At 52.0% G+C, this 22,856-nt stretch carries 21 protein-coding genes, 1 pseudogene and 1 riboswitch; of the genes and pseudogenes, 11 read left to right on the top strand and 11 right to left on the bottom strand.

Going from position 1 to position 22,856, the window contains the following annotated elements:
- Positions 1-319 precede the first annotated feature (319 nt).
- On the top strand, positions 320-3,112 hold the full coding sequence (gene ileS / locus ACMYUL_RS08275; RefSeq protein WP_415769911.1) for an isoleucine--tRNA ligase: 2,793 nt from the start codon (positions 320-322) through the stop codon (positions 3,110-3,112).
- A gap of 107 nt (positions 3,113-3,219) precedes the next feature.
- On the opposite strand, the gene ACMYUL_RS08270 is transcribed toward ileS, so the two are convergent.
- On the bottom strand, positions 3,220-3,714 hold the full coding sequence (locus ACMYUL_RS08270; RefSeq protein ID WP_009312793.1) for a DMP19 family protein: 495 nt from the start codon (positions 3,712-3,714) through the stop codon (positions 3,220-3,222).
- 163 nt (positions 3,715-3,877) lie between these two features.
- Here ACMYUL_RS08270 and ACMYUL_RS08265 point away from each other — a divergent pair, with 163 nt between their 5' ends.
- On the top strand, positions 3,878-4,069 hold the full coding sequence (locus ACMYUL_RS08265) for a zinc-finger domain-containing protein (RefSeq protein WP_003763364.1): 192 nt from the start codon (positions 3,878-3,880) through the stop codon (positions 4,067-4,069).
- A 6-nt stretch (positions 4,070-4,075) separates the two neighbouring features.
- Positions 4,076-4,423, top strand: a complete 348-nt coding sequence (locus tag ACMYUL_RS08260) for a hypothetical protein (protein WP_415769908.1) — start codon at positions 4,076-4,078, stop codon at positions 4,421-4,423.
- Positions 4,424-4,829: 406 nt separating this feature from the next.
- Here the strand turns inward: ACMYUL_RS08260 and ACMYUL_RS08255 are convergent, their stop codons facing one another.
- The 3 genes from ACMYUL_RS08255 to ACMYUL_RS08245 all read right to left on the bottom strand — a co-directional run bounded on the left by ACMYUL_RS08255 (position 4,830) and on the right by ACMYUL_RS08245 (position 7,628).
- Positions 4,830-5,654 carry an undecaprenyl-diphosphate phosphatase gene (locus ACMYUL_RS08255; protein WP_415769906.1) on the bottom strand — a complete coding sequence of 275 codons (825 nt, stop codon included), beginning with the start codon at positions 5,652-5,654 and terminating at the stop codon, positions 4,830-4,832.
- Between the two features lie 212 nt (positions 5,655-5,866).
- On the bottom strand, positions 5,867-6,511 hold the full coding sequence (locus ACMYUL_RS08250) for a thiol:disulfide interchange protein DsbA/DsbL (RefSeq protein ID WP_003763359.1): 645 nt from the start codon (positions 6,509-6,511) through the stop codon (positions 5,867-5,869).
- Between the two features lie 10 nt (positions 6,512-6,521).
- On the bottom strand, positions 6,522-7,628 hold the full coding sequence (locus ACMYUL_RS08245) for an SPOR domain-containing protein (protein WP_415769904.1): 1,107 nt from the start codon (positions 7,626-7,628) through the stop codon (positions 6,522-6,524).
- A gap of 222 nt (positions 7,629-7,850) precedes the next feature.
- Between ACMYUL_RS08245 and ACMYUL_RS08240 the strand changes: the two are divergent.
- Positions 7,851-8,062: pseudogene (locus tag ACMYUL_RS08240) on the top strand (hypothetical protein); the annotation flags it as partial.
- A 26-nt stretch (positions 8,063-8,088) separates the two neighbouring features.
- Here the strand turns inward: ACMYUL_RS08240 and ACMYUL_RS08235 are convergent.
- The 4 genes from ACMYUL_RS08235 to metK form a co-directional block, all read right to left on the bottom strand.
- Complete coding sequence (locus ACMYUL_RS08235) at positions 8,089-9,585, bottom strand: YifB family Mg chelatase-like AAA ATPase (RefSeq protein ID WP_070682505.1); 1,497 nt, start codon at positions 9,583-9,585, stop codon at positions 8,089-8,091.
- Positions 9,586-9,598: 13 nt separating this feature from the next.
- Entirely contained in the window at positions 9,599-9,919 is a 321-nt protein-coding gene (locus ACMYUL_RS08230) for an accessory factor UbiK family protein (protein WP_016686683.1), read from the bottom strand.
- Between the two features lie 199 nt (positions 9,920-10,118).
- Positions 10,119-11,183 (bottom strand): DUF1176 domain-containing protein, encoded by a 1,065-nt coding sequence (locus ACMYUL_RS08225; protein WP_415769901.1) that lies wholly within the window; start codon positions 11,181-11,183, stop codon positions 10,119-10,121.
- Between the two features lie 177 nt (positions 11,184-11,360).
- Complete coding sequence (gene metK / locus ACMYUL_RS08220; RefSeq protein ID WP_415769899.1) at positions 11,361-12,530, bottom strand: methionine adenosyltransferase; 1,170 nt, start codon at positions 12,528-12,530, stop codon at positions 11,361-11,363.
- Positions 12,531-12,721: 191 nt separating this feature from the next.
- Positions 12,722-12,831: riboswitch (SAM-I-IV-variant riboswitch) on the bottom strand.
- Positions 12,832-12,923: 92 nt separating this feature from the next.
- Between metK and ACMYUL_RS08215 the strand changes: the two genes are divergently transcribed.
- Both ACMYUL_RS08215 and nqrM read left to right on the top strand, forming a co-directional pair.
- Positions 12,924-13,973: an FAD:protein FMN transferase gene (locus ACMYUL_RS08215; protein ID WP_415772928.1), complete on the top strand. Its 1,050-nt coding sequence runs from the start codon at positions 12,924-12,926 to the stop codon at positions 13,971-13,973.
- A gap of 39 nt (positions 13,974-14,012) precedes the next feature.
- Positions 14,013-14,234 carry a (Na+)-NQR maturation NqrM gene (nqrM, locus tag ACMYUL_RS08210; RefSeq protein ID WP_003757168.1) on the top strand — a complete coding sequence of 74 codons (222 nt, stop codon included), beginning with the start codon at positions 14,013-14,015 and terminating at the stop codon, positions 14,232-14,234.
- A gap of 277 nt (positions 14,235-14,511) precedes the next feature.
- Here the strand turns inward: nqrM and ACMYUL_RS08205 are convergent, their stop codons facing one another.
- A complete protein-coding gene (locus ACMYUL_RS08205) occupies positions 14,512-16,725 on the bottom strand; it encodes a RelA/SpoT family protein (protein WP_415769897.1) in 2,214 nt (737 codons plus the stop codon).
- 221 nt (positions 16,726-16,946) lie between these two features.
- On the opposite strand from ACMYUL_RS08205, the gene ACMYUL_RS08200 reads away from it, so the two are divergent.
- The 4 genes from ACMYUL_RS08200 (at position 16,947) to ACMYUL_RS08185 (ending at position 20,685) form a co-directional block, all read left to right on the top strand.
- Positions 16,947-17,693, top strand: a complete 747-nt coding sequence (locus tag ACMYUL_RS08200) for a hypothetical protein (RefSeq protein WP_415772926.1) — start codon at positions 16,947-16,949, stop codon at positions 17,691-17,693.
- A gap of 31 nt (positions 17,694-17,724) precedes the next feature.
- The gene (locus ACMYUL_RS08195; RefSeq protein WP_199901605.1) at positions 17,725-17,982 is read left to right on the top strand and encodes a hypothetical protein; all 258 of its coding nucleotides are present in this window, start codon (positions 17,725-17,727) and stop codon (positions 17,980-17,982) included.
- An 87-nt stretch (positions 17,983-18,069) separates the two neighbouring features.
- A complete protein-coding gene (locus tag ACMYUL_RS08190; protein ID WP_250591242.1) occupies positions 18,070-18,819 on the top strand; it encodes a hypothetical protein in 750 nt (249 codons plus the stop codon).
- 39 nt (positions 18,820-18,858) lie between these two features.
- Entirely contained in the window at positions 18,859-20,685 is a 1,827-nt protein-coding gene (locus tag ACMYUL_RS08185) for a hypothetical protein (RefSeq protein WP_415769894.1), read from the top strand.
- Positions 20,686-20,785: 100 nt separating this feature from the next.
- Here ACMYUL_RS08185 and ACMYUL_RS08180 read toward each other — a convergent pair whose 3' ends face one another.
- A complete protein-coding gene (locus ACMYUL_RS08180) occupies positions 20,786-21,682 on the bottom strand; it encodes an IS3 family transposase (RefSeq protein WP_415769884.1) in 897 nt (298 codons plus the stop codon).
- Positions 21,586-21,936, bottom strand: a complete 351-nt coding sequence (locus ACMYUL_RS08175; protein ID WP_415769886.1) for a helix-turn-helix domain-containing protein — start codon at positions 21,934-21,936, stop codon at positions 21,586-21,588. Before ACMYUL_RS08175 ends, ACMYUL_RS08180 begins: the two co-directional genes overlap by 97 nt.
- Positions 21,937-22,041: 105 nt before the next feature.
- On the opposite strand from ACMYUL_RS08175, the gene ACMYUL_RS08170 reads away from it, so the two are divergent.
- Entirely contained in the window at positions 22,042-22,683 is a 642-nt protein-coding gene (locus ACMYUL_RS08170) for a GrxB family glutaredoxin (RefSeq protein ID WP_415769892.1), read from the top strand.
- Positions 22,684-22,856 lie beyond the last annotated feature (173 nt).

Below are 22,856 nucleotides of genomic sequence, written 5' to 3'. Positions count from 1 at the left end.
AAATTAAATTCATCTATTTATAATAATAATGATACAAATTATCATTTAATTTTGGCATCAGGTCAACCTTCATCAAAAAGTAACGAAAAATCAAAGCAAATCGAGACAATGCCGCCTCGGTTTAATGTGCATCCGTCAAACCGCAAAATTTACGGCAAAACCGACTCCTCCACCCTTGCGCCAATCCCCAAGCTTTCGTCCGAACCCCTTATAAAAACAATACAATTCCGCTACAATAGCCCTTTGCATTTTTTTCAGACGACCTTGTTTGAAAAACGTCGTCTGAAACCGAAATACCGAAACCATAGAGAATCACAACATGACCGATTACAGCAAAACCGTAAACCTGCTCGAAAGCCCGTTTCCGATGCGCGGCAACCTTGCCAAGCGCGAGCCTGCGTGGCTGAAAAGCTGGTACGAGCACAAACGCTATCAAAAACTGCGCGAAATCGCCAAAGGCCGTCCGAAATTCATCCTGCACGACGGTCCGCCGTATGCCAACGGCGACATCCACATCGGTCATGCCGTCAACAAAATCCTCAAAGACATCATTATCCGCAGCAAAACCCAAGCCGGTTTCGACGCGCCTTATGTGCCGGGCTGGGACTGCCACGGCCTGCCCATCGAAGTGATGGTGGAAAAGCTGCACGGCAAAGACATGCCCAAAGCGCGCTTCCGCGAATTGTGCCGCGAATACGCCGCCGAACAGATTGCTCGCCAGAAAAAAGACTTCATCCGTCTGGGCGTGTTGGGCGACTGGGACAACCCCTACCTGACCATGGATTTCAAAACCGAGGCGGATACCGTGCGTATGCTCGGCGAAATCTACAAATCGGGCTATCTCTACCGCGGCGCGAAACCGGTTCAGTTCTGCTTGGACTGCGGCTCTTCGCTGGCGGAAGCGGAAGTGGAATACAAAGACAAAGTATCGCCTGCGATTGACGTCGGCTATCCGTTTAAAGACACCGCCGCGCTTGCCGCCGCATTCGGTTTGTCCGGCATCGAAGGCAAAGCGTTTGCCGTCATCTGGACGACCACGCCTTGGACGCTGCCTGCGAGCCAAGCCGTGTCTGCGGGTGCGGACGTGGTGTATCAATTAATCGATACGCCCAAAGGCAAATTGGTATTGGCGAAAGATTTGGCGGAAGATGCGCTCAAACGCTACGGTTTTACTTCAGACGACCTGAAAGTATTGGCAGAAACCACCGGCGACAAGCTGGAAAACCTGCACATGAACCATCCGTTCCTCGAACGCGATATTCCCATGCTCAACGGCGAACACGTTACCACCGACGCCGGTACGGGCTTAGTGCACACCGCCCCCGCACACGGTTTGGAAGACTACGCCGTCTGCAACAAATACGGCATCGAGCTTTACAACCCCGTCAACGCCGAAGGCAAATACATCAGCGAAACGCCGCGCGTCGCAGGCATGAGCGTTTGGGAGGCGAATCCCGTCATCCTGCAATGGCTGGAAGAAACCGGCAACCTCTTGGCAAGCAGCAAAATCGAACACAGCTACGCACACTGCTGGCGTCACAAAACCCCACTGATTTACCGCGCGACCGGCCAATGGTTTATCGGCATGGACAAAGCCGGAAGCGACAGCAAAACCCTGCGCGACAAAGCCATCAAAGCCGTGGACGACACCGAGTTCTTCCCGTCTTGGGGTCGCGCGCGCCTCGAAGCCATGATCGAAGGCCGCCCCGACTGGGTCGTTTCGCGCCAACGCTATTGGGGCACGCCGATGACCTTCTTCGTCCACAAAGAAACCGGTGAGCTGCATCCGAACTCTGCCGAGCTTTTGGAAAAAGTCGCCCTGAAAATCGAAGAAAAAGGCATTGAAGCATGGTTCTCACTCGATAAAAGCGAATTACTGAGCGCGGAAGACTGCGAAAACTACGACAAACTTTCCGACACGATGGACGTATGGTTCGACTCCGGCTCGACCCATTATTCCGTCTTGAAACAGCGCGAAGAATTGGACTGGCCCGCCGACCTCTACCTCGAAGGCAGCGACCAACACCGCGGCTGGTTCCAATCCTCCATGCTGACCGGCTGCGCCTCATCAATGGGCCGCGCCCCGTACAAACAGCTTCTGACCCACGGTTTCGTGGTTGACCAAAACGGCCGCAAAATGTCGAAATCCATCGGCAACGTCGTCGCGCCGCAAGAAGTCTATAACGAGTTCGGCGCCGACATCCTGCGCCTGTGGGCGGCATCCACCGATTACAGCGGCGAATTGGCGATTTCCAAAGAAATCCTCAAACGCGTCACCGAAAGCTACCGCCGCATCCGCAACACCTTGAGCTTCCTGTTTGCCAACCTCAGCGACTTCGATCCGTTCGAACACACCGTACCGCAGGCAGACATGGTCGAAATCGACCGCTACGCCTTAGTGTTGGCGCGTCAGCTGCAAGAGCGTCTGGCAGGCGACTTCTATCCGCGCTATGCCTTCCACTTCGCCGTGAAAGACATCGTTGCCTTCTGCTCGGAAGACTTGGGCGCGTTCTACCTCGACATCCTGAAAGACCGCCTCTACACCACCAAAGCCGACAGCCACGCCCGCCGCAGCGCGCAAACCGCCCTGTATCACATCACACGCAGCCTGGTTCTCTTGATTGCACCGATTTTGTGCTTCACCGGCGAAGAAGCATGGGACATCATCGGCGGCGGCGAAGAAGACAGCGTCCTCTTCCACACCTGGCACGAGTTCCCGCCCATCAACGAAAAAGCCGAAGCCGAACTGGTGAAAAAATGGACGGCAGTCCGCGAAGCCCGCGAAGCCGTAACCGCCGCCATTGAGCCTTTGCGCGCCGACAAAACCGTCGGTTCGTCCTTGCAGGCAGAAGCCGAAATCACCGCGCCGGAAGCCACCGCCGACTACCTGAACGCCCTAGGAGAAGAATTGCGCTTTGCCCTCTTGGTGTCCAAAGTCGAAGTCAAAACCGGCAGCGAACTTGCCGTTACCGCAAAAGCCAGCGACGGCGAAAAATGCGAACGCTGTTGGCACTACACCCACGACATCGGCACAGTCGCAGGTCATGAAACCATCTGCAAACGCTGCGCCGAGAATGTGGACGGCAAAGGCGAAGAGCGGCATTACGCTTAAGGCCGTCTGAAAAAAAGGTCGTCTGAAAACCGAATCAGGTTTTCAGACGACCTTTTGCTATCGATCACCCAAACAGGGAAATCCGTTCAATATTTCTTAACGTTCACTCAATCCGCAATCTCCGCAAACTTCTCCCAATTTGCCAACACATACGCCACAGCCGCCGCCATATCGTCATCCGCGATTTCGTAATATTCGCCGTCCAATTCCTCAAAATCGGGAAACTCGGCACGAATCGCGTCCAAAGATGCCCCGCTGTCCGCCATTTCCTCGATTTTTGCGCCGTCCCGCTCGTATAAAGCCTTCGCCTTATCCAAAATCTTAGGTGTCGGTTTAATCCGCCAGCGGCGCAGGCTGTCGGCGACGGGGTTATGGAACACATATTCGCCGTAACCCGCCGCAATCAGTTGCACAAAACCGCCCTCCTGCACTTGGCTGTCCAAATAGCAGTAAGCCGTCAGTGTGTGCTGCTCGTCGTTCAAACACCGCATTTCCTCATCGCCTGCCGCATCCGTATAATCCAAATACGCCGCGCTCAATGTGTAGAGAAATTCTGCGGCGTCTTGAGGGTTCAAATCATCCTGCCGGAAAAGTGTCGTCATGTTAAAGCCTGCCTGAAAATAAAGTGATTTAAAGCCGATTCATCATAAAAACCGCATTATAACCAAAGCATTATCAAACCAAAACCTATTTTCAGACGACCTTTTACGCTGCACAAGCAGGCGATATATCGTACAATAAGACTGGACTTACCAAGGAAAAATCATGAACGCAAACACCGAAACCGTCATTATCTACCCCAAAGACCTGCCGCTGCACTGCTCCGGTCCCAACCACGAAACTTGGAACGGTCATCCGCGCGTCTTCCTCCCGATTCAGTCCGACAGCGACATCGAATGCCCCTACTGCGGAACGCGTTACCATCTCGAAGGCCACATTCCCCACCACCATTATTGAGACGCTATGAAGAGATACGCCCTCCTGCTGTTGCTCGGACTGTGTACCGCCTGCGGTTCGTATAAAGCCGTCCGCCCCGATGCCCCTCTCGCCGTCGTCGCCGAAGCGCAAAACAACGCCATCCGCTACCAAGCCGCCGACGGCAGCCGCATCTCCGCCATCTACGTCAACAGCAACAGCCCGATGACGGTCGAACTGCGTCAGGGAAGTACGGTCGAAAAACTGACGCAAACCCATTCGATGACCAAAACCACGGAATACCGCAACGCAAGCACAAGATGGCAGCTTCAGGACGGTTTCGCCACGCTGACCCGCGGCGGAAAAACCGTCGTTTTCACCGAAATCATCGAATAATCCTGTCTGAAATCCTTATCAAAAGGTCGTCTGAAAACCTTAAACGATGGTTTTTCAGACGACCTTTTCGTTGAAACAATAGTCCGCAACGTTCATTCCCGCGTACGGCGGCTTTAGCAGCATATATGGATTAAATTTAAATCAGGACAAGGCGGCGAAGCCGCAGACAGTACAAATAGTACGGAACCGATTCACTTGGTGCTTCAGCACCTTAGAGAATCGTTCTCTTTGAGCTAAGGCGAGGCAACGCCGTACTGGTTTAAATTTAATCCACTATAAACTTTCCAACGGGACTATCTGAATCTATTGCGGGATTGTGTGTTTGGATAAATCAAAGGTCGTCTGAAACCTTGTTTTTGAGGTTTCAGACGACCTTTGATCATGGCAGGTTATCCCTGCTTCAACATCATACAGTCCATTTGACCCAGCCCATATACGAAGTCAGCAGAATCAATCCGCCGAAAACGATGCGGTAGTAGGCAAACGGAACATAGTTTTTGCTGGACACGAATTTCAACAGCGATTTAATCGCTAAGAAACCTGCCAAGAAGGCGGCGATAAAACCGACGGCAATCAGCCCGATATCCTGCAACGTGAAGAGTTCATAGTGTTTAAATACGTCATAGCCGGTGGCGGCAATCATCATCGGCACGGCAAGGAAGAAAGAAAATTCGGTCGCGGCTTTTCGCTCAATGCCCCACAGCATACCGCCCATAATCGTACTGCCCGAACGCGAAGTCCCCGGCACCAGCGCGCACACTTGGGCGCAGCCGACCACAAGCGCGTCAATCGGACGCATTTCATCCACGCTTTTGACTTTAGGTTTGACTTTGCTTTGGCGTCTTTCGACCCACAGAATAAAGAGCCCGCCCAACACCAGCATGATAGCCACGGTTTTTGGGTTAAATAGATATAATTTAATTTGTTTTCTAAACAGAAATCCCATCAAAGCGGCAGGCACGAATGCGATGGCAAGGTTCAGCACAAAGCGGTTGGCGGCACGGTCTTTGCCCAATCCGGACAAAACGGAGGTAAAACGTTGACGGTATTCAAAAATCACGGCAAGCACCGCGCCCAGTTGGATGGCGATTTCAAAGACTTTGCCGTTGCTGTGGAAATTGAGCAAGTCGCCCAATACAATCAAGTGGCCGGTACTTGAAATCGGCAGAAATTCCGTCAAGCCTTCCACAATGCCCATAAGCAGGGCTTTTAATAAGGTCAAAATGTCCATATTGCTTTCTTTTTGGTTTTCAGACGACGTTTGCCCGTCTGGATTTCAGGATGAAGCGGTATCGGAATCGGAAAACTGCTGCGGTATGACGGCATTCGCCCTATTCCTCAGCAGTATTCGTTTTTATGGATTTTACGCCGCCCAAAACAAACAGACAGTTCGGAAACCGCCTTATCTTTGCGGTCATTCCGAAACTGTCTGGCTAAATTCCGTCAGCGCGCGGCTTTGCCGGAACGCTCTTGGCGGACTTTGTTAATCAGCTCGCCTATGATTTTCTGCCCATTCGCCCAATCGCTGCTGAATATGACCCGATATTTGCCTCCGACGATGACGTCCGGCGTGCCGTCGATACGGTAAGTCTCGGTCAGGCTTTGCATTTTTTTAGCGGCTGCAAGGCTGGCGGGTGCGTCGTATGCGGCAATCAGTTTTTTGCTGTCAAAGCTTTTTTGTGCCGCCGCCCAGCTTTTGAAAGTGGCGGCATCCGCCAAATTGATTTTCTGCTCGTGTACGGCTTTGAAAATAGCGGGGTTTGCCTGATACTTCAAACCCGAAGCGTTAACCGCCGCAGCAACCCGCGCCAAGCCCAACATTTCAGGCATCCAGACGACGTGTTCGGTACGCAGGTAAACGTCTTTCGGGAAAGTTTTGCTGTATGACAGCAAGACGGGATCAAAGTTTTGGCAATGTATACAGAAATAGCCGAAAAATTCCAAAACTTCGATTTTGGATGCGTCTCGTTGTGGAATCGGTTTGTTCAAAACCGTGTAATCCACGCCTTCGACCGCAGCCTGCGCGCTTGCGGAAAAGGCAAGCGCGAGGCTGAGGAGGACGGCTGCCGGTTTGGTTGTCCGTTTCATTGCCGCCTCCTTATTGAGCCGAACGCATCAGGCTGTTGATATTGTGTTTTTGCAAGTCTTTCTGAACGTTTTTCGCGGCTTCAGACGACATGCTGTTGCTTTGTACGCGGTAAACGGTTTTGTCGCCGTTGGTGCGTTCGACCACTTTGGACGAAATGCCCAGCATGGCGAGTTTGGCACGTTGCGCGTCGGCGCTGTTGCGGTCGGCGTACGAACCCATTTGCAGGATGACTTTTTTACCGCCTTCCGAAGTTTTGGCTTCGGCTTTGGTGTTGTCGGCTTTGGCGGTTTGTTTGTCCGCTTCGGCTTTCTTCGCTTCTTTCGCCGCGCCTTTGTTTGCTTCCTGACGGGCTTTTTCGATGCTGCCGCTGTTCAGGATTTGCTCAGGGGTCGGTTTGTTGGTTTTAGCCGTTTCAGTTTTCTTGGCTTCGGCGGCTTTCTTCTCTGCCGCTTTTTTCTCGGCAAGTTTGCGCTCGGCGCGCGCTTTTTGTTTGTCGGTCAACTCGGCTGCCTTCTTGGCTTTATCGGCAGCTTCTTTGTCGGCTTTGGCTTTTTCTTCGCGTTTTTTCGCAAGCTCTGCTTTTTTCTCGGCAAGTTTTTGTTTCAACTCGCGTTCGGCAGCGTCTTTGTCTTCTTTTTCAGCTTCGCGCAGGGCTTTTTCTGTTTCGCGGGTTTCGTCTTCCGCTTCGCGGACGGCACGTTCTTTTTCCGCTTTTTCTTTGTCTGCACGCTCTTTGTCGGATTTGGCTTTATCTGCCTTTTCTTGCGCTTCTTTCTCGGCGCGTTCTTTTTCTTTGGCTGCGGCATCGTCGTCAGCCTCGCTGCGTTTCGCCTCAGGCTTGGATTCTTCGGCCGGACGCTCTTTCTCTACGGGAACAACGACAGGCGGTTCTTCCGCTTCAGGCTTGGCTTCAGGCTTAGCCTCAGGTTTGGATTTTTCCTGAGGCTTGAGGATTTCAGGCTCGGTTTGCTGTTTTTGCGGCTCGGTCGCGCCTTTGAAGGCGTTCGGTGTGTCTTGATTCAGAAAATACAGGATGCCCCCGATCACGCCGGTAGCGAGGAGGAGGCCGAAGAAAAAGCCGAAAAGGCCTTTGCCGTATTGAGTGTTCTTATTCATGAGATACCTATATTGATGATGCCGTTCAGACGACCTTTTGGCGGCAGATGAATCTGCTGCTGCCATCGGCAGGGACGGGTCATTTTATCAATATCCTTTATATTGGGCAAAAATGCGCCGTTTGTTTACATGGTTTTTACGAAAACCGCCGTGATGTTAGGACGTGCTGACAGTTTACCAGCAACGGAATTTTTCCTGATAAAACAGAATATTCCGCACTTAAAACACCAGCGATATACCCAAACTGTCTCGGCTTTTTATAGTGGATTAACTTTAAATCAGGACAAGGCGACGAAGCCGCAGACAGTACAGACAGTACGGAACCGATTCACTTGGTGCTTCAGCACCTTAGAGAATCGTTCTCTTTGAGCTAAGGCGAGGCAACGCCGTACTGGTTTAAAGTTAATCCACTATATCTTGAATCTTCCGTTTTCAGTATTCAAGGTCGTCTGAAAAATTTTTACAACGCGCGGCGGAAGCTGACGGCTTTCAAAACATGGCTTCTGCCGACTTCTTCATCGCCCGCCAAATCTGCCAGCGTACGCGCCACGCGCATGATGCGGTGGAAGCTGCGGGCGGAGAGTGAAAGTTTTTCCAATAGGTTGCCCAAGGCTTCCTGCGCTTCTTTTTGGATGCGGGCGGATGCGTCGAGTTCACTGACGCTCAAGGCGGCATTCACTTTGCCTTGCCGCGCGTATTGTTTGTCGCGGGCGGCGATGACGCGCTCCAACACACGGGCGCTGCTTTCTCCTGCTTCCTGCTGCATCAGTTCGGCGGCGGACAAGCTCGGAACTTCGATGGTCAAATCGATGCGGTCGAGCAGCGGGCCGGAAATTTTGCTGCGGTAACGTGCGACACTTTCGGGCGTGCAGCGGCAGGGTTTGACGGGATGCCCGAGATAACCGCAAGGACAAGGGTTCATGGCGGCGACAAGCTGGAATTTCGCCGGATAGACGGCTTGACGCGCTGCGCGGGAAATATGGATTTCGCCGTTTTCCAAAGGTTCGCGCAAGACTTCCAAAACTTTGCGGTCAAACTCGGGCAGCTCGTCCAAAAATAAAACACCGTGATGCGCCAATGAAATTTCGCCCGGACGCGGGTCGGAACCTCCGCCGACCATGGCTGCCGAGCTGGCGCTATGGTGCGGGCTGCGGAAAGGACGGTGGCTGTCGAGTTGTTGTTGGTGGTTGGGCAGGAGCGAACGCAATGCCCATACTTCGACCAATTCGTCTTCGGTCAAAGGCGGCAGAATGCCGGGCAGCCGCTGGGAAAGCATGGACTTGCCCGTTCCCGGCGGGCCCATCATCAAAAGGCTGTGTCCGCCCGCGGCAGCGATTTCCAAAGCAAGGCGGGCGGTGTGTTGACCTTTGACATCGATGAGGTCGGGCAGTTTGGCGTTTTCAGACGACCTCTGCGGGACTTGGCAGTCGGTTTGCGCCAAAGGTTCGATGCCGTTCAAATGTGCGGCAACTTCACCTAACGAACGCGCGCCGTAAACGGTAATGCCGCGCATCACGGCGGCTTGTTCTGCGTTTTCCTGCGGCAGGACGAAAGAACGCCCCGCCTGCATACCCTGCCACGCCATCGCCAACGCGCCGCGCACGGGACGCAACATGCCGGAAAGCGCCAATTCGCCGGCAAACTCGTATTGCGCGAGCTTTTCGGGTGCGATTTGTCCGGATGCGGCGAGGATGCCCAGCGCAATCGGCAGGTCGAAACGTCCCGATTCTTTGGGCAGGTCGGCAGGGGCGAGGTTGACGGTGATTTTTTTGGCGGGAAAGTCGAAACCGCTTTGGATGATGGCGGCGCGCACGCGGTCGCGGCTTTCTTTGACTTCGGTGTCGGGCAATCCGACGATATTGAAATGAGGCAGGCCGTTGGCGAGGTGGGCTTCCACTTCGACCAACGGCGCATTCATGCCGCTCAAGGCGCGGCTGTAAACCAAGGCAAGCGACATGTTTCAGACGACCTTATTCGCCGGCTTCGGTTTGCTGTTTGATTTCTTCAACGGCTTCTTGGGCTGCGGCTTGTGCAGCTTCCAATGCGGTCTGCTCAGGCTCTTGCGCGGCTTCGAGTTTTGCCAGACGCTCTTCCAGCTCGACCAATTTGGTGCGGGTTTTGATCAAGACCTGCTGTTGGATGTCGAATTCCTCGCGCGTGACCAAGTCCATACGGTTGAACGCGCTGCCGAGCATGGCTTTGACGTTTTTCTCCATGTCTTTGGCGGGGCTGTTGGCGATGGTTTCGCTGATTTTTGCGCTGACTTCTTCAAAGAGTTGTTTGCCGAACATAATCCGTATCCTTTATATCAGAATATATAAAATCCAAGCGTATTGTATAAGGAAAAAGGTCGTCTGAAAACGGGCATTCTGCTGCTGCGCCTTTTCCTTTCCAAACATCGCCCAAGTGTAGCAAATGCCCGCAAAATCGCTCAATCTTGCGGGCATTTTTGAAACGGCTTTTGCCGCCTGTTTCGATATTCGGTTTATTTTAACGCTCGACGCGGGCATCAAAAATCGGCATAACCCACGCGCCGCCGGTAAAGCCTTTGCACGAGCCGGTAGTGTGTTCGCCGCTGCGGACGAAGCTCTTGCCGTCCCACACCGCCGTATTGCTTGTCCAACAGTCGCCTATGCCGCGGCCTTTGAAGCTGCCGCTGAGGGTGGCTGTTTTCTCATTGAATCCACCGTGTCCACCGTATGTCATCGGCGGCAACACTTGTTCGATTTTCGTCAACTCTTTATCGGCAATGGCATAGTAGCCGCTGGTTTGATAAGCACCGCCGATACAGATGGCCGAAATCAACACCTGACGTTCGTTGAGCGGATGGATATACAGGCTGCGGTTCCAATGCATTTGCTCTTTATTATGCAGGGCGCGACAGTAATTATCGTCGCCTTCGGAAACGCGGTTGCTGTCGCTCAAGAGCTTCATGACGGCGCTGTGGCGCGGTGTGTCTTGTTCCAGTATATCGCCCGCTTTTTTCGGCACGGCAACGGCACGGATAACGGGTTTGGGCTGCGGGCTGAGGACTGCCTGACTGCTGCCGCCTTTGCGAATCAGCGCGGAAGGCGTATTCAGACGACCTTGGAATTCGTCCGCTTTCAACATTGCCGCCGCTGCGCCTTTGTCAGACAAGTGCCATTCAAATTTTCCGGCGCGGATGCTGATTTTGCTTTCTTTTTTCAACGCTTCGAGCAAGGCGTTGGTTTGCGCGCCGGTCAATTTGCCTTTGCCTTTTTTGCTCAACGCCAATTTGCCCAGCGATTTGCCGTCCAGCATCAATTCGCTGCGGGCTGCCACGCGGGCGAGTTGTCGCTCGTCGTCGTTAAACGGCAGCAGGGAAACTTCGCCGGCAACGGCAGCATTCGCGCCCGCTTGTCGGGTAAACAAGATGGAAACCGGCGTTTCCGTTTCTTCCGCCTGATATCCGGCGAGACGGCATGTGCCGGTATTGTCGCAAGCAATGTCCCAGTCTTGGTAATTTTGATAAAAGCCTTGGGGCGGAGCGGCCAGTGCGGTGGCGGGCAAAACAGCCAGCAGCCATTTTTTCATGATGTATTCCTTTGATTTTATTTTATGAGTGGACGAACAAAGAACAGTGCGGCAATGTCAAACAGCGCCGCACTGTTCTTGTAAAACAAACATATGATACGTCGTTTGCAAAAAAGTTTTTGAACGGACGAAAAAAGGTCGTCTGAAAAGGAGTTTCAGACGACCTCGATAGCTTTTTTATACGCCTGCGGCTGCTTTCAATGCGGCAGCTTTGTCTGTGCGCTCCCAAGTAAATTCAGGCTCTTCGCGGCCAAAATGGCCGTATGCGGCGGATTTGCCATAAATCGGGCGCAAAAGGTCGAGCATTTGGACGATGCCTTTAGGGCGCAGGTCGAAATGTTCGCGAACCAAGGCAATCAGTTTTTCTTCGCTGATTTTGCCTGTGCCGAAAGTGTCGATGGAAATCGAAGTCGGTTCAGCAACACCGATGGCGTAGGAAACTTGGATTTGGCATTGGGTCGCCAAACCGGCGGCTACGATGTTTTTCGCAACATAGCGGCAGGCGTAAGCGGCGGAACGGTCCACTTTGGACGGGTCTTTGCCGGAGAACGCGCCGCCGCCGTGCGGAGCCGCGCCGCCGTAGGTATCGACGATGATTTTGCGTCCGGTCAAGCCGCAGTCGCCTTGCGGGCCGCCGATGACGAAACGGCCGGTCGGGTTAATCAGGTATTTGGTTTCGGCAGTCAGCATTTCGGACGGCAGAACGGGCTTGATAATCTGCTCGATCACGGCTTTGCTCAGTTCTTCATGGCTGATGGCAGGATCGTGCTGGGTGGACAGGACGACGGTGTCGATGCGTTTTACTTTGCCGGTTTCGCTGTCGTAAACCACGGTCAGTTGGGCTTTTGCGTCGGGACGCAGCCAAGGCAGGCGGCCGTCTTTGCGCAATTCGCTTTGACGCTGCATCAGGCGGTGGCTGTAATAGATGGCAAACGGCATCAGGGTCGGGGTTTCGTCGCAGGCGTAGCCGAACATCAGACCTTGGTCGCCCGCGCCTTGGTTCAGGTCTATGCCTTCGCCTTCATTCACGCCTTGGGCGATGTCGGGGGATTGCTGGTCGTAGTACACACCGACCGCGCAGCCGTTGGCATCAAAGCCCAGCTCGGACGAGTTGTAGCCGATGCGTTTGATGGTTTCGCGTGCGACTTTGATGTAGTCCACATGGGCGGTGGTGGTGATTTCGCCCGCCAACACGCACAAACCGGTGTTTACCAGAGTTTCCGCCGCGACGCGCGCTTTGGGGTCTTGCGCCAAAACCGCATCCAGAATCGCATCGGACACTTGGTCGGCTACTTTGTCCGGATGGCCTTCGGAAACCGATTCGGAAGTAAACAGATATTCGCTCATTTCAATATTTTCCTTCAAAAACAAGCCGTCTGCTTTCAGACGACCTGTTGTTTCAATATATATCCCACAACGGAAATCATAACAAAATTTCCACCTGCGCTCCATCCAAATGATAAATATTCCTACTTGGATAAAACGGTTCGGAATCCTGCCTGTACAAAACATACAGGCAAAAAAATTCCCGCATCAAGCGGGGGGATTTGAATTGCCCTCTCGGACCACATCGGCTTTGCAGCCGTCCACCTTACCTTTCCGTCTGAAAAGCAGGTTGGCATGGAATTCCCAACTCTTAATGCAGCGCGGATGTTAGCAGAAAAGCCCCTCTCCCGCAAGCCGCGCGCCCCTGCGTTTTACGTTACAATACGTCGTCTGAAAACACCCGAACACCCTATCATGCACCTGCCCTCCGCCATTCCCGCCCTTGCCACCGCCCTCGTCCTTACCTTACCACTGGGTGCGTGCGGCAAAAAAACATCCGAACAAACCGTACTTCAGGGCGAAACGATGGGGACGACCTATACCGTCAAATACCTTTCAGACGACCTCTCCAACCCGCCCGCGCCCGAAGCCGTGAAAAAACAGATTGACGGCGCGCTCGAAGAAGTCAACCGCCAAATGTCCACCTACCGCGAAGACTCCGAAATCAGCCGTTTCAACCAAATGCGAGAAACCCGCAAACCCATGCCCGTTTCCGCCGATTTCGCCGCCGTAACCGCCGAAGCCTTACGCCTCAACCGCCTCACACAAGGCGCACTCGACGTAACCGTCGGCCCGCTCGTCAACCTTTGGGGCTTCGGACCGAACAAAGAAATCACCCGCGAACCCACCCAAGCCGAAATCGACAAAGCCGCCGCCCAAACCGGTACGGACAAAATCATCCTCACGCAAAACGGCAAACAAGCCACCCTCGCCAAAACCCAACCCGAAGCCTACCTCGACCTCTCCTCCATCGCTAAAGGCTTCGGCGTGGACAAAGTAGCAGGCGAACTTGAAAAACTCGGCATCCAAAACTACCTTGTCGAAATCGGCGGCGAATTGCACGGCAAAGGCCGCAACGCCCAAGGCGAACCTTGGCGCATCGGCATCGAACAGCCCAACATCGTCCAAGGCGGCAACACCCAAATCGTCGTCCCCCTCGACAACCGCTCCCTCGCCACTTCCGGCGACTACCGCATTTTCCACGTTGACCCGCAAGGCAGGCGGCTGTCCCACATCATCGACCCCAAAACCCGCCGCCCGCTGTCGCACCGCCTCGCCTCCATCAGCGTCATCGCCGACAACGCCACCACCGCCGACGGCCTGTCCACCGGACTTTTCGTACTCGGCGAAACCGAAGCCCTCAAACTCGCCGAACAGCAAAACCTCGCCGTTTTCCTGATTATCCGCGACCAAAACGGCTACCATACCGAAATGTCCGGCGCGTTTAAAAAACTACTCCATTAATATCTACAGACTCATATCCATCCCCACAGGAACACCATCATGAAAACCCTACTCCTCACCTTCGGCCTCTTCCTCCTCGTCATCCTCGGCATGGCGGTCGGCTACATTTTTTCCAAGCGCACCATCAAAGGCAGCTGCGGCGGCATCTCCTCGCTGGGCATGAAAAAAGTCTGCGACTGCGACACCCCGTGCGACACGCTGCAAAAGAAACTGGACGAACAGAAACAGCAGGAAAGCAAAGGCATCACCGTCGATCACTGATTCTCGCCCAAATTAGGTTCAGCCTTGCTTTGAACTTGGCAACACAAAAGGTCGTCTGAAACCGCATATTGCAGTTTTCAGACGACCTTTGATTTACAAGCTTGGCTGTTTTTAAAAGGCAGACAGCGATTTAGCAAAGCTGCTCAAATTGCCGTCATTTCCGCGCAGGCAGGAAGGACAGAACAGATATTTCCAATGTCGATTACGATACCAAACTTGCCAAAAAGGTCGTCTGAAAAACCTGAAATCCGTTTTTCAGACGACCTTTTGCTCCTCCTTACAAGCGCGTGACGCTCAACACGCCTTTGACATCGCCGAGGCTGGCGAGGACGCGCGGGAGGTCGTTGACCTGTTTGACTTCGAGCGTGAACCTCATGCTGGCTTCCAAGTCGCGGGACTGGGTTTGCACGGCGGTAACGTTGAGTTTGTGGCGGGCGAGCGCGTCGGATACGTCGCGCAAAAGCCCTGAGCGGTCTTGGGCGCGGATTTCGACATCGACGGCGAACACTTGCCCTTCCTGCAACGCCGCCCAGCTTGCGTTCAACACTTTCTCGGGTGCTTGTTCGGCGAGGTGTTGGAAAGAGGGGCAGGTTTTACGGTGGACGGAAATACCGCGCTCGCGGGTAACGAAGCCGACAATATCGTCGGGCGGCGCGGGTTTGCAGCATTTGGCAAGCGTGGTCATCAAACCGTCTTCGCCATCGATGAGTACACCTGTTTTGCCGCCTTTTTTGATTTTGGACTGTTTGACGATGGTGGTTTCGCTGACAGGTACGGGCGGCGGTTCGTTCAGCGTGCCGCAGGCTTTCTGGATGGCGCGGTTGGAAATTTCGCCTTGTCCGACGGCGGTGTAGAGGTCGTCGAGTTTTTTGTAGCCGAGGTTTTCGGCAAGCTCTTGCAGGTTGGGCTTGGGCGTGAGTTTGGCAAGCTGCTTGTCGAGTTGGACGCGGCCTTCTTCGCGCACGGTGTCGGCGTTTTGCTGACGGATATAGGCGCGGATTTTGCCGATTGCCTTGCTGGATTTGACCCAGCCTTCGTAGAGCCAGTTGACGGAAGGATGCCCTTCTTTGGCGGTAATGATTTCGACGCGCTGTCCGTTTTCAAGCGGGGTGGACAGCGGCACGATTTGCCCTTCGACTTTCGCGCCGCGGCAGCGGTCGCCGATGCTGCTGTGCAGGGCGTAGGCGAAGTCGATGGGGGTCGCACCCGTAGGCAGGGAGAGGACTTTGCCATGCGGGGTCAGGACGTAAATCGTGTCGTTGAAAAGCTCGGTTTTGAAGGCGGCGGCGAGGTCTTCCTTGCCACTTTCCGCCATGTTTTCGCGCCAGTCCAAGAGTTGGCGCAACCAGGCGATTTTCTGTTCGTAGGCGGAATCGCCCTTGCCGCCCTCTTTATAACGCCAGTGCGCGGCGACACCGAATTCGTTGAATTGGTGCATATCGAAGGTGCGGATTTGTACTTCCACGCCCTTGTCTTCCGGGCCGACGATGACGGTGTGCAAGCTTTTATAGCCGTTGCCTTTGGGGTTGGCGATGTAGTCGTCGAACTCGCCCGGGATGGGCTGCCAGAGGCTGTGGACGATACCCAGCGTGGTGTAACACTCGGGGACGGTATCGACCAGAATCCGCACGGCGCGGATGTCGAACAGCCCGTCGAAGCTGAGTTTTTTCTTCACCATTTTTTTGTAAATGGAGTAGATGTGTTTCGGGCGGCCGGCGACTTCAAAGTGGACGTTGTATTTTTTAAGCTCCGCGCGCAGGATGTTGAGGAAGTTTTCGATGTATTCGAGGCGTTCGGTGCGTTTTTCGTCCAAAAGCAGCGCGATTTCACGGTATTTTTCGGGTTCTTGATGGCGGAAGCCGAGGTCTTCGAGCTGCCATTTGAGCTGCCATACGCCCAGACGGTTGGCGAGCGGGGCGAAGATGTCGAGGGTTTCTTTGGCGACGGCGCGTTTTTCGGGGCTGTCGGGGATATTGCTGAGAAACTGCATGGTGCGGGTACGCATGGCGAGCTTGATCAACACGACGCGGATGTCAGTTACCATCGCCAGCAGCATTTTACGCATGGTTTCCGCCTGTTGGGCGCGCTCTTCAGGCGTGGCAAGGCTGTCCACACGGGCAAAGTGGGTGAGCTTCTGCACTTCGTCCACACCTTTGACCAGCTCGGCGACGGTGCTGTTGCAGCGTTCCGTGAGCAGCTCGCGCCAGTCGGGCACAAAACGCACGATGTCGGCCAAAAGCGTGGCGGCCACCGCATCGGGCAGCAAATCCAATTCGTTCACCATACGCGCCGCACCCAAAAGGTGCGCCAAAAGCGGCTCGCCCGCAGGCGTGGCCGCATCAGCAGGATAATGCGTCTCGGCCAGCGACAAGGCCGTCTGAAGCAGCTTTTGCGCAGGTTCGGGCAAACCGGCGGTGTGCGCGTCAAACCACGCGCGGGATTCTTGCAGCGGTGCGGCGGGGATTTCCGGTGTTTGTCGTGTGTTGCTCATGGCGTGCCGTTTCTCCGTTTGTTTTGTTTCGACATAGCGGCTGTATTGTAGCAGCTTGCCCGTATTTTGCGACAAAGCATGTTTCAGACGACCTGGGCTACCCAACTTGCAATAACATATAAACATCAAAATAAAACAAACAATTAGCGTGTAAATGTGCTTGCAGTGAAAAAATATTGGGAATAATATCAATGCAAGTAATAATTTTTATCAAGAAGGAGATGAGTGTGAAATTTTTAGCTGCTTTGCTGTGGCCGGCCATGTTGCTGCCCATTTTGTCTCATGCCGATAGCGGCATTCAGACGGTCTCTGTTTCTCAAGCATATGCGGATGACGCAACGGGCTGCGGGCAGCTTTATCCTGTAGAGAGCTTCGAGAATTTGTTCAGACAGATGGCCGGCACGCTGCATAGTGCCTGTTTGCTTGATATGCCGCCTGAAGATTTAGCGAAAAAGTGGCAGATTCCCGTGTACCGGCGCTATCTGCGGCTTTCCGGCCGTTTGCGGCCTGACGGAGAAAAACAGGCGGTACTCAGATGGAAAGACAAGGCAGAGCGGCAGAAATGGCTCAAACACAGGCGGCGTAAGCTAAAACGGCCGACCGACGGCTTTACGGTAGTGCATCAGACCGACTACGACGGCAGCACTTTTTTAGAAATCGAAGCAACGCCTGATTATTTAAAGCATTACCGTTCGCTGTTTCCTGACGACCGTTATCCTGATGATTTGCCGAAACCCTATGTTTCATCTCATATCCTAAGCCCGGTCAGCGTATGCTTTAACGACGGAACAAGAAAGAATTTCCCCAGGTATACGGTAGTAAATCAAGTAGCAGTAGATGAAGACAACCGTTTGATCGGGAGTGATAGACATTTGATTATAAGGGAGGGGAAAGGTGCAGGAATATTATTTCAGCATCCAACAGACAAATGCATTAATGATATTTCCAGCATCTTTCTTATCAGATAGTCGATAGTATTTAATTTTAAAGGTATATGGTATGGCTACAACAGCACAAATCCGGCAGCATTTTTTAAAATTAGGGATGCCTGTTTCGGAAGTTAATCAGATTATTCGGGATTCAATTTTACTGGGGCAAACCCATAACTTTATCAATCAATGGGGGTTAAGGAGTATTCAAGCAAACACTAAATATTCCGGCATATTTTTCCAAAGCAAACTAATTGGCAGTAAAGAAAATAGAAGTATTGTATTTGGTACGGCAGACAAAAGATATCTGACTGCTTCTGAAAAATAAAACAAACAATTAGTGTGTAAATGTGTTTGCAGTGAAAAAATATTAGAAATAATATCAATGCAAGTAATAATTTTTATCAAGAAGGAGATGAGTGTGAAATTTTTAGCTGCTTTGCTGTGGCCGGCCATGTTGCTGCCCATTTTGTCTCATGCCGATAGCGGCATTCAGACGGTCTCTGTTTCTCAAGCATATGCGGATGACGCAACGGGCTGCGAGCAGCTTTATCCTGTAAATAGCTTCGAGAGTTTGTTCAGGCAGATGGCAGGCACGCTGCATAGTGCCTGTTTGCTTGATATGCCGCCTGAAGATTTAGCGAAAAAGTGGCAGATTCCCGTGTACCGGCGCTATGTGCGGCTTTCCGGCCGTTTGCGGCCTGACGGAGAAAAACAGGCGGTACTCAGATGGAAAGACAAGGCAGAGCGGCAGAAATGGCTCAAACACAGGCGGCGTAAGCTAAAACGGCCGACCGACGGCTTTACGGTAGTGCATCAGACCAACTACAACGGCAGTACTTTTTTAGAAATCGAAGCAACGCCTGATTATTTAAAGCATTACCGTTCGCTGTTTCCTGACAACCGTTATCCCGAGGATTTGCCCCTGCCAAGAATTGCTTTGCATCCAATGTTTAGGCCTATACTTTGTTCTGATTCTGCTGTAAGTTTTGAAAAATCATTAGAGGCTATTGACAACAACGGTCATATTAAGGATTTTCATGCAAGATTGTCTATTAAAGATAGTGTATCTCTATACTTTATGCATGATAACCAAGAAAATATGAGATGTAGCAAGGAAATATCTTATATTCAATATGAAAAAAATTATTTTATCACCAATTAAAATTAAAAATTTACTCAAACAATTAATAGGAGAATTATTATGGCAACAGTTCAAAATGCACAAATCCGGCAGCATTTTATTCGCATGGGCATGCCTAAAAAGGAGATTGATAGCATCATGCGGGATAATGTTATTATGCAAAAGACTCATATTTTTATCAATAAATGGGGGCTATCAAGTATTCGTGTCGATCATCATGTTCCAGCCACTTATACAACGAGAAAATTAAAAGGAGACATTGAATACCGTGAGATGGTATTTGGAAAAGATTATCTTACGGCTTCTGATTATGCCCATGAAATCGAGCATGGTATTTCTGATACTCTTTATAGACTAGATCTTGCTGATGAGAGAAATCCAACAAAAAACCTTACTGCAAATGAGTATGCCCGCCGTTTTTTGTATGAAGAAGGAAAAGCCGAATACAACCGTTTTCAGTTTGATTTGCGGAACAATCCCAAAGAAACCAAATACGGATCGGATACGGCAGCAATCAAGGCGATGAACCAGCAACAGGCTGTTGATTATTTTGCCCATAAAATGAAAACCCAAAACCCCAGCGGCCAGCCCAGCCATACTTATTGGACATGGGCGAAATCTATATTCCTTGAGGAAACCAATCCAAACCTGCTAAACGGTAAAACTCCGGCCGAAAAGCAAAAAATTCTGCAATCAGGAATGGATGAAGCAGCGCCTGACCATCCCAACAGACTGTTTGGCGTAGGTGACGAGCGGGTTCGCTTTCAGAAAACCGATCCAAATATGCCGCTTAGTCTGATGCCGATGATGGCGCGTGGAAATCCTACGCTGATGGTGGTATTTGTACCTGCCAACAGCCGTTTGGCAGACGGTACGGTAACGACGGCTGCAAGAACAGCGTTATATTATTCTTCAGGCGGAAAGCAGGGGGCGATTGAATTCGGTATCGGCAGCGCGGGCAAGAGTGTCAGCTTCAACGATAATTTAGTAAATTACTCAAAAAGTGCGTATGCGGCACTGATTACTTCAGCCAGCAGGCTTCATTCCAATGCAGTGAACCGCTTGGCTGCTTTGGTCGAACAGCAAAAATCCGAACAGGCATCAGGAAAAGGCAAAGAAATTCATAATGAAAACGAAGCTTTGAAAGCTTTGCAGGATTTACTGAACAAAGCCAATATTTCACTTGATTTGCAGGGCGGAGTGGATAATCTTCAGCAGAATTTTGACCAAATTGCCAAAAATTACCATACTCCTCTTGCTATCGAGCTGTATGGAGAAGAGTTGCTCACGACTTCGGTAGAGGATGGAGTGAGTTTTGATATGGATGGCGACGGGATGGCCGAACAGACGGCTTGGCTCAAAAAAGGCAGCGGTTTTTTGGTTTGGGATAAAAATGGAGACGGCATGGTAAACGACGGAACGGAGATGTTTGGTGAGGCAACAGTTATGTCTGACGGCAAGCGCGCAGAAAACGGCGTAGAAGCTTTGAAAGATTTGGACAGCGACAATAATAATATCATTAATCAATATGATGAATTGTGGGGCGAGCTAAGAATCTGGCATGACGAAAACAGTAACGGGAAAACGGAGGAAGGAGAGCTTTCTCTATTGTCCGACTGGAATATCCAGTCGATCTCTTTGGATTTTGCAGAAATCAATCTGAAAGATGAAACCGATAATAAAATATTATTTGAATCAGAAGTGGTTTTGGAAAACGGGGAAAGGCGCAAGGTTGCCGATATTGATTTCCAAAACGACAAAGGAATTTACAATGAGTTGGCAGGTGAAATTTCAGCAGAGACAGCCGCTGATGTCGTGTATCCGACGGAAATTTCAACATCGGTTATACTGCCCGGAGAAAATACTGCATATATCCCGGCCGTATAAACACGTTATCAGATATGGCTTCCAAAGATATTTGGCAGGATAATCCTTTTGCGTGAGGCATGAACTGGCCCCCAAATCTTGGACACTCATAAAAGCCTATTCAGGCGCTCTGTGCAAGCTGGGTTCTGTATGCGACAGGACTCAGCTTTTTCAATTTCAAACTGCAACGCTCCCGGTTGTAGTAATCCATATAGTCATCTATCTGCTTCATCAATTCATCTACCGTCAATTCACCTGCGTTATAGAAACACTCTGTCTTCAACACCGCAAAGAAGCTTTCCATCGGCGCATTGTCCCAACAGTTCGCCTTACGCGACATGCTTTGAACCATGGAATGTTTTGCAATCAATTTCCTATATTCCGCCGTACGGTACAGCACACCTTGGTCCGAATGAAGCATCGTTCCTTTAGCAGTCAGACGGGGTGCGGCTTTTTCGAGCATTTCCTTCACCATTTCGCTGTTAGCATTGCGGCTCATGGCGTAGGCGACGATTTCTCGGTTGAACAAGTCCAAGATTGGCGAGAGGTACAGTTTGCCGTCCTTTCCTTTGAGTTCGGTCACGTCGGTCAGCCATTTTTCGTTGGGCTTTCGGGCTGTGAACCGGCGTTTGAGGAGGTGTTCCGATATTTCGCCCATGGCGGGATGGCGGTAGGCTTTTTTCGCCCGTATTTTGGCTTTCAGCCCCATCTGTTTCATTAACCGAGCTGCTTTTTTGCGGTTCCAATCCAATGCTGCGGCAATGCGCCTTTGCCCGTAGCGTCCTTTATGCCGCCGGTAGGTTTCGACGAGGAGGGCTTTGTCGGCTGTGTCGGGGTCGGGTCGGTCTTGGTGGTGGTAGTAAAAGCTGCTTTTGGGCAGGTTTGCGATGTGCAGCAGGTATTTGAGCGGGTGTTGCGCCCTCAGTGTTTGGACGGTTTGGCTTTGTCCTTTGCGGTCCGCTTTTGGCTGAGGGCTTTTAACTCCTTTAGGTAGGCGACCTCTGCGCGCATATAGCACAGTTCTTCAATAAGCTCTGCCTGCGTTTTTTCTTGGTCGGGTTTATCTGCGATGAAGGGATTTTTGCGGTGGTCGGTCATGGTTTTGGATTGGGGATGTTCGAGTGCGCCGATGCCGCCTTCTTGATAGGCGCGTATCCATCGTCGCAGGTGGGTTCGGGAGATGCCGTAGTGGTCTGCGGTACGCTGTTGGCTGCGTATATGCAGGTAGTGGAGTACGGCTTGGTATTTAAAGTGTAATGTATATTTGCTCATAAAAAAACTGCACCTTGGTGGTTGGAGGGGATGTCCAACTTTTGGGGTGCAGTTCAGCATTCAGACGGCCTTTGCCCAATCAAACCCATTTTCGGAGGATTTTTAATGAAACTGTATTACTATGACCATTGCCCGTTTTGCGTGCGGGCGCGGATAGCGGCGGGGCTGTTGGGCGCGGACGTTGAAGACGTCGTGCTGGCAAACGACGACGAGGCAACACCGATCGGCATGATCGGCGCGAAACAAGTGCCCATCCTGCAAAAAGAAGACGGTTCGTTTATGGGCGAGAGTTTGGACGTTGTCCGCTATCTTGACCGCGAGGGTCGTCTGAAAAATGAAATCCGCCCGGAAATACAGGCGTGGTTTGACAAAGTGGGCGGCTACAACACCAAACTCGTCCATCCGCGCGTCGTGAAAATCGGTTTGCCCGAATTTGAAACGCCGGAAGCGGTGAAATATTTCACGGACAAAAAAGAGAAAAGCATCGGCAGCTTCGCCGCCAATTTGGAGAAAACCGGTCAGTATGTGCAACGGCTGAACGGGGATTTGGCGGAACTGGAAACGCTGATGGCCGAAGGCGGCGCAGGTTTGAACGGCGAAATCGGCATGGAAGACATATTGGTGTTCCCGATATTGCGCAACCTGACCGTCGTGCGCGGTGTCGAGTGGCCGCAGAAGGTTATGGACTACCTGCTGCGCATGAGCGAAGCATCGGGCGTGCCGCTGTATTTCGACCACGCCTTGTAATAACTGAATCCGCCGGATAAAACAAACGGAAAGGTCGTCTGAAAACAGTTTTCAGACGACCTTTCCGTTTGCGCCCGCCCTACCTTCCGGGAGTGAATGGAATCAGGCGGAACAAGCATGGCGAGAAATTGTTGATGTATGACCCCGAACAGATCGGGTGATACATCAATAAT

This window comes from Neisseria sp. CP9 (assembly GCF_047758525.1).
GTDB lineage: Bacteria > Pseudomonadota > Gammaproteobacteria > Burkholderiales > Neisseriaceae > Neisseria.
The sequence above is the reverse complement of the archived record's forward strand: the minus strand, read 5'-3'. Positions and strand labels throughout refer to the sequence as shown.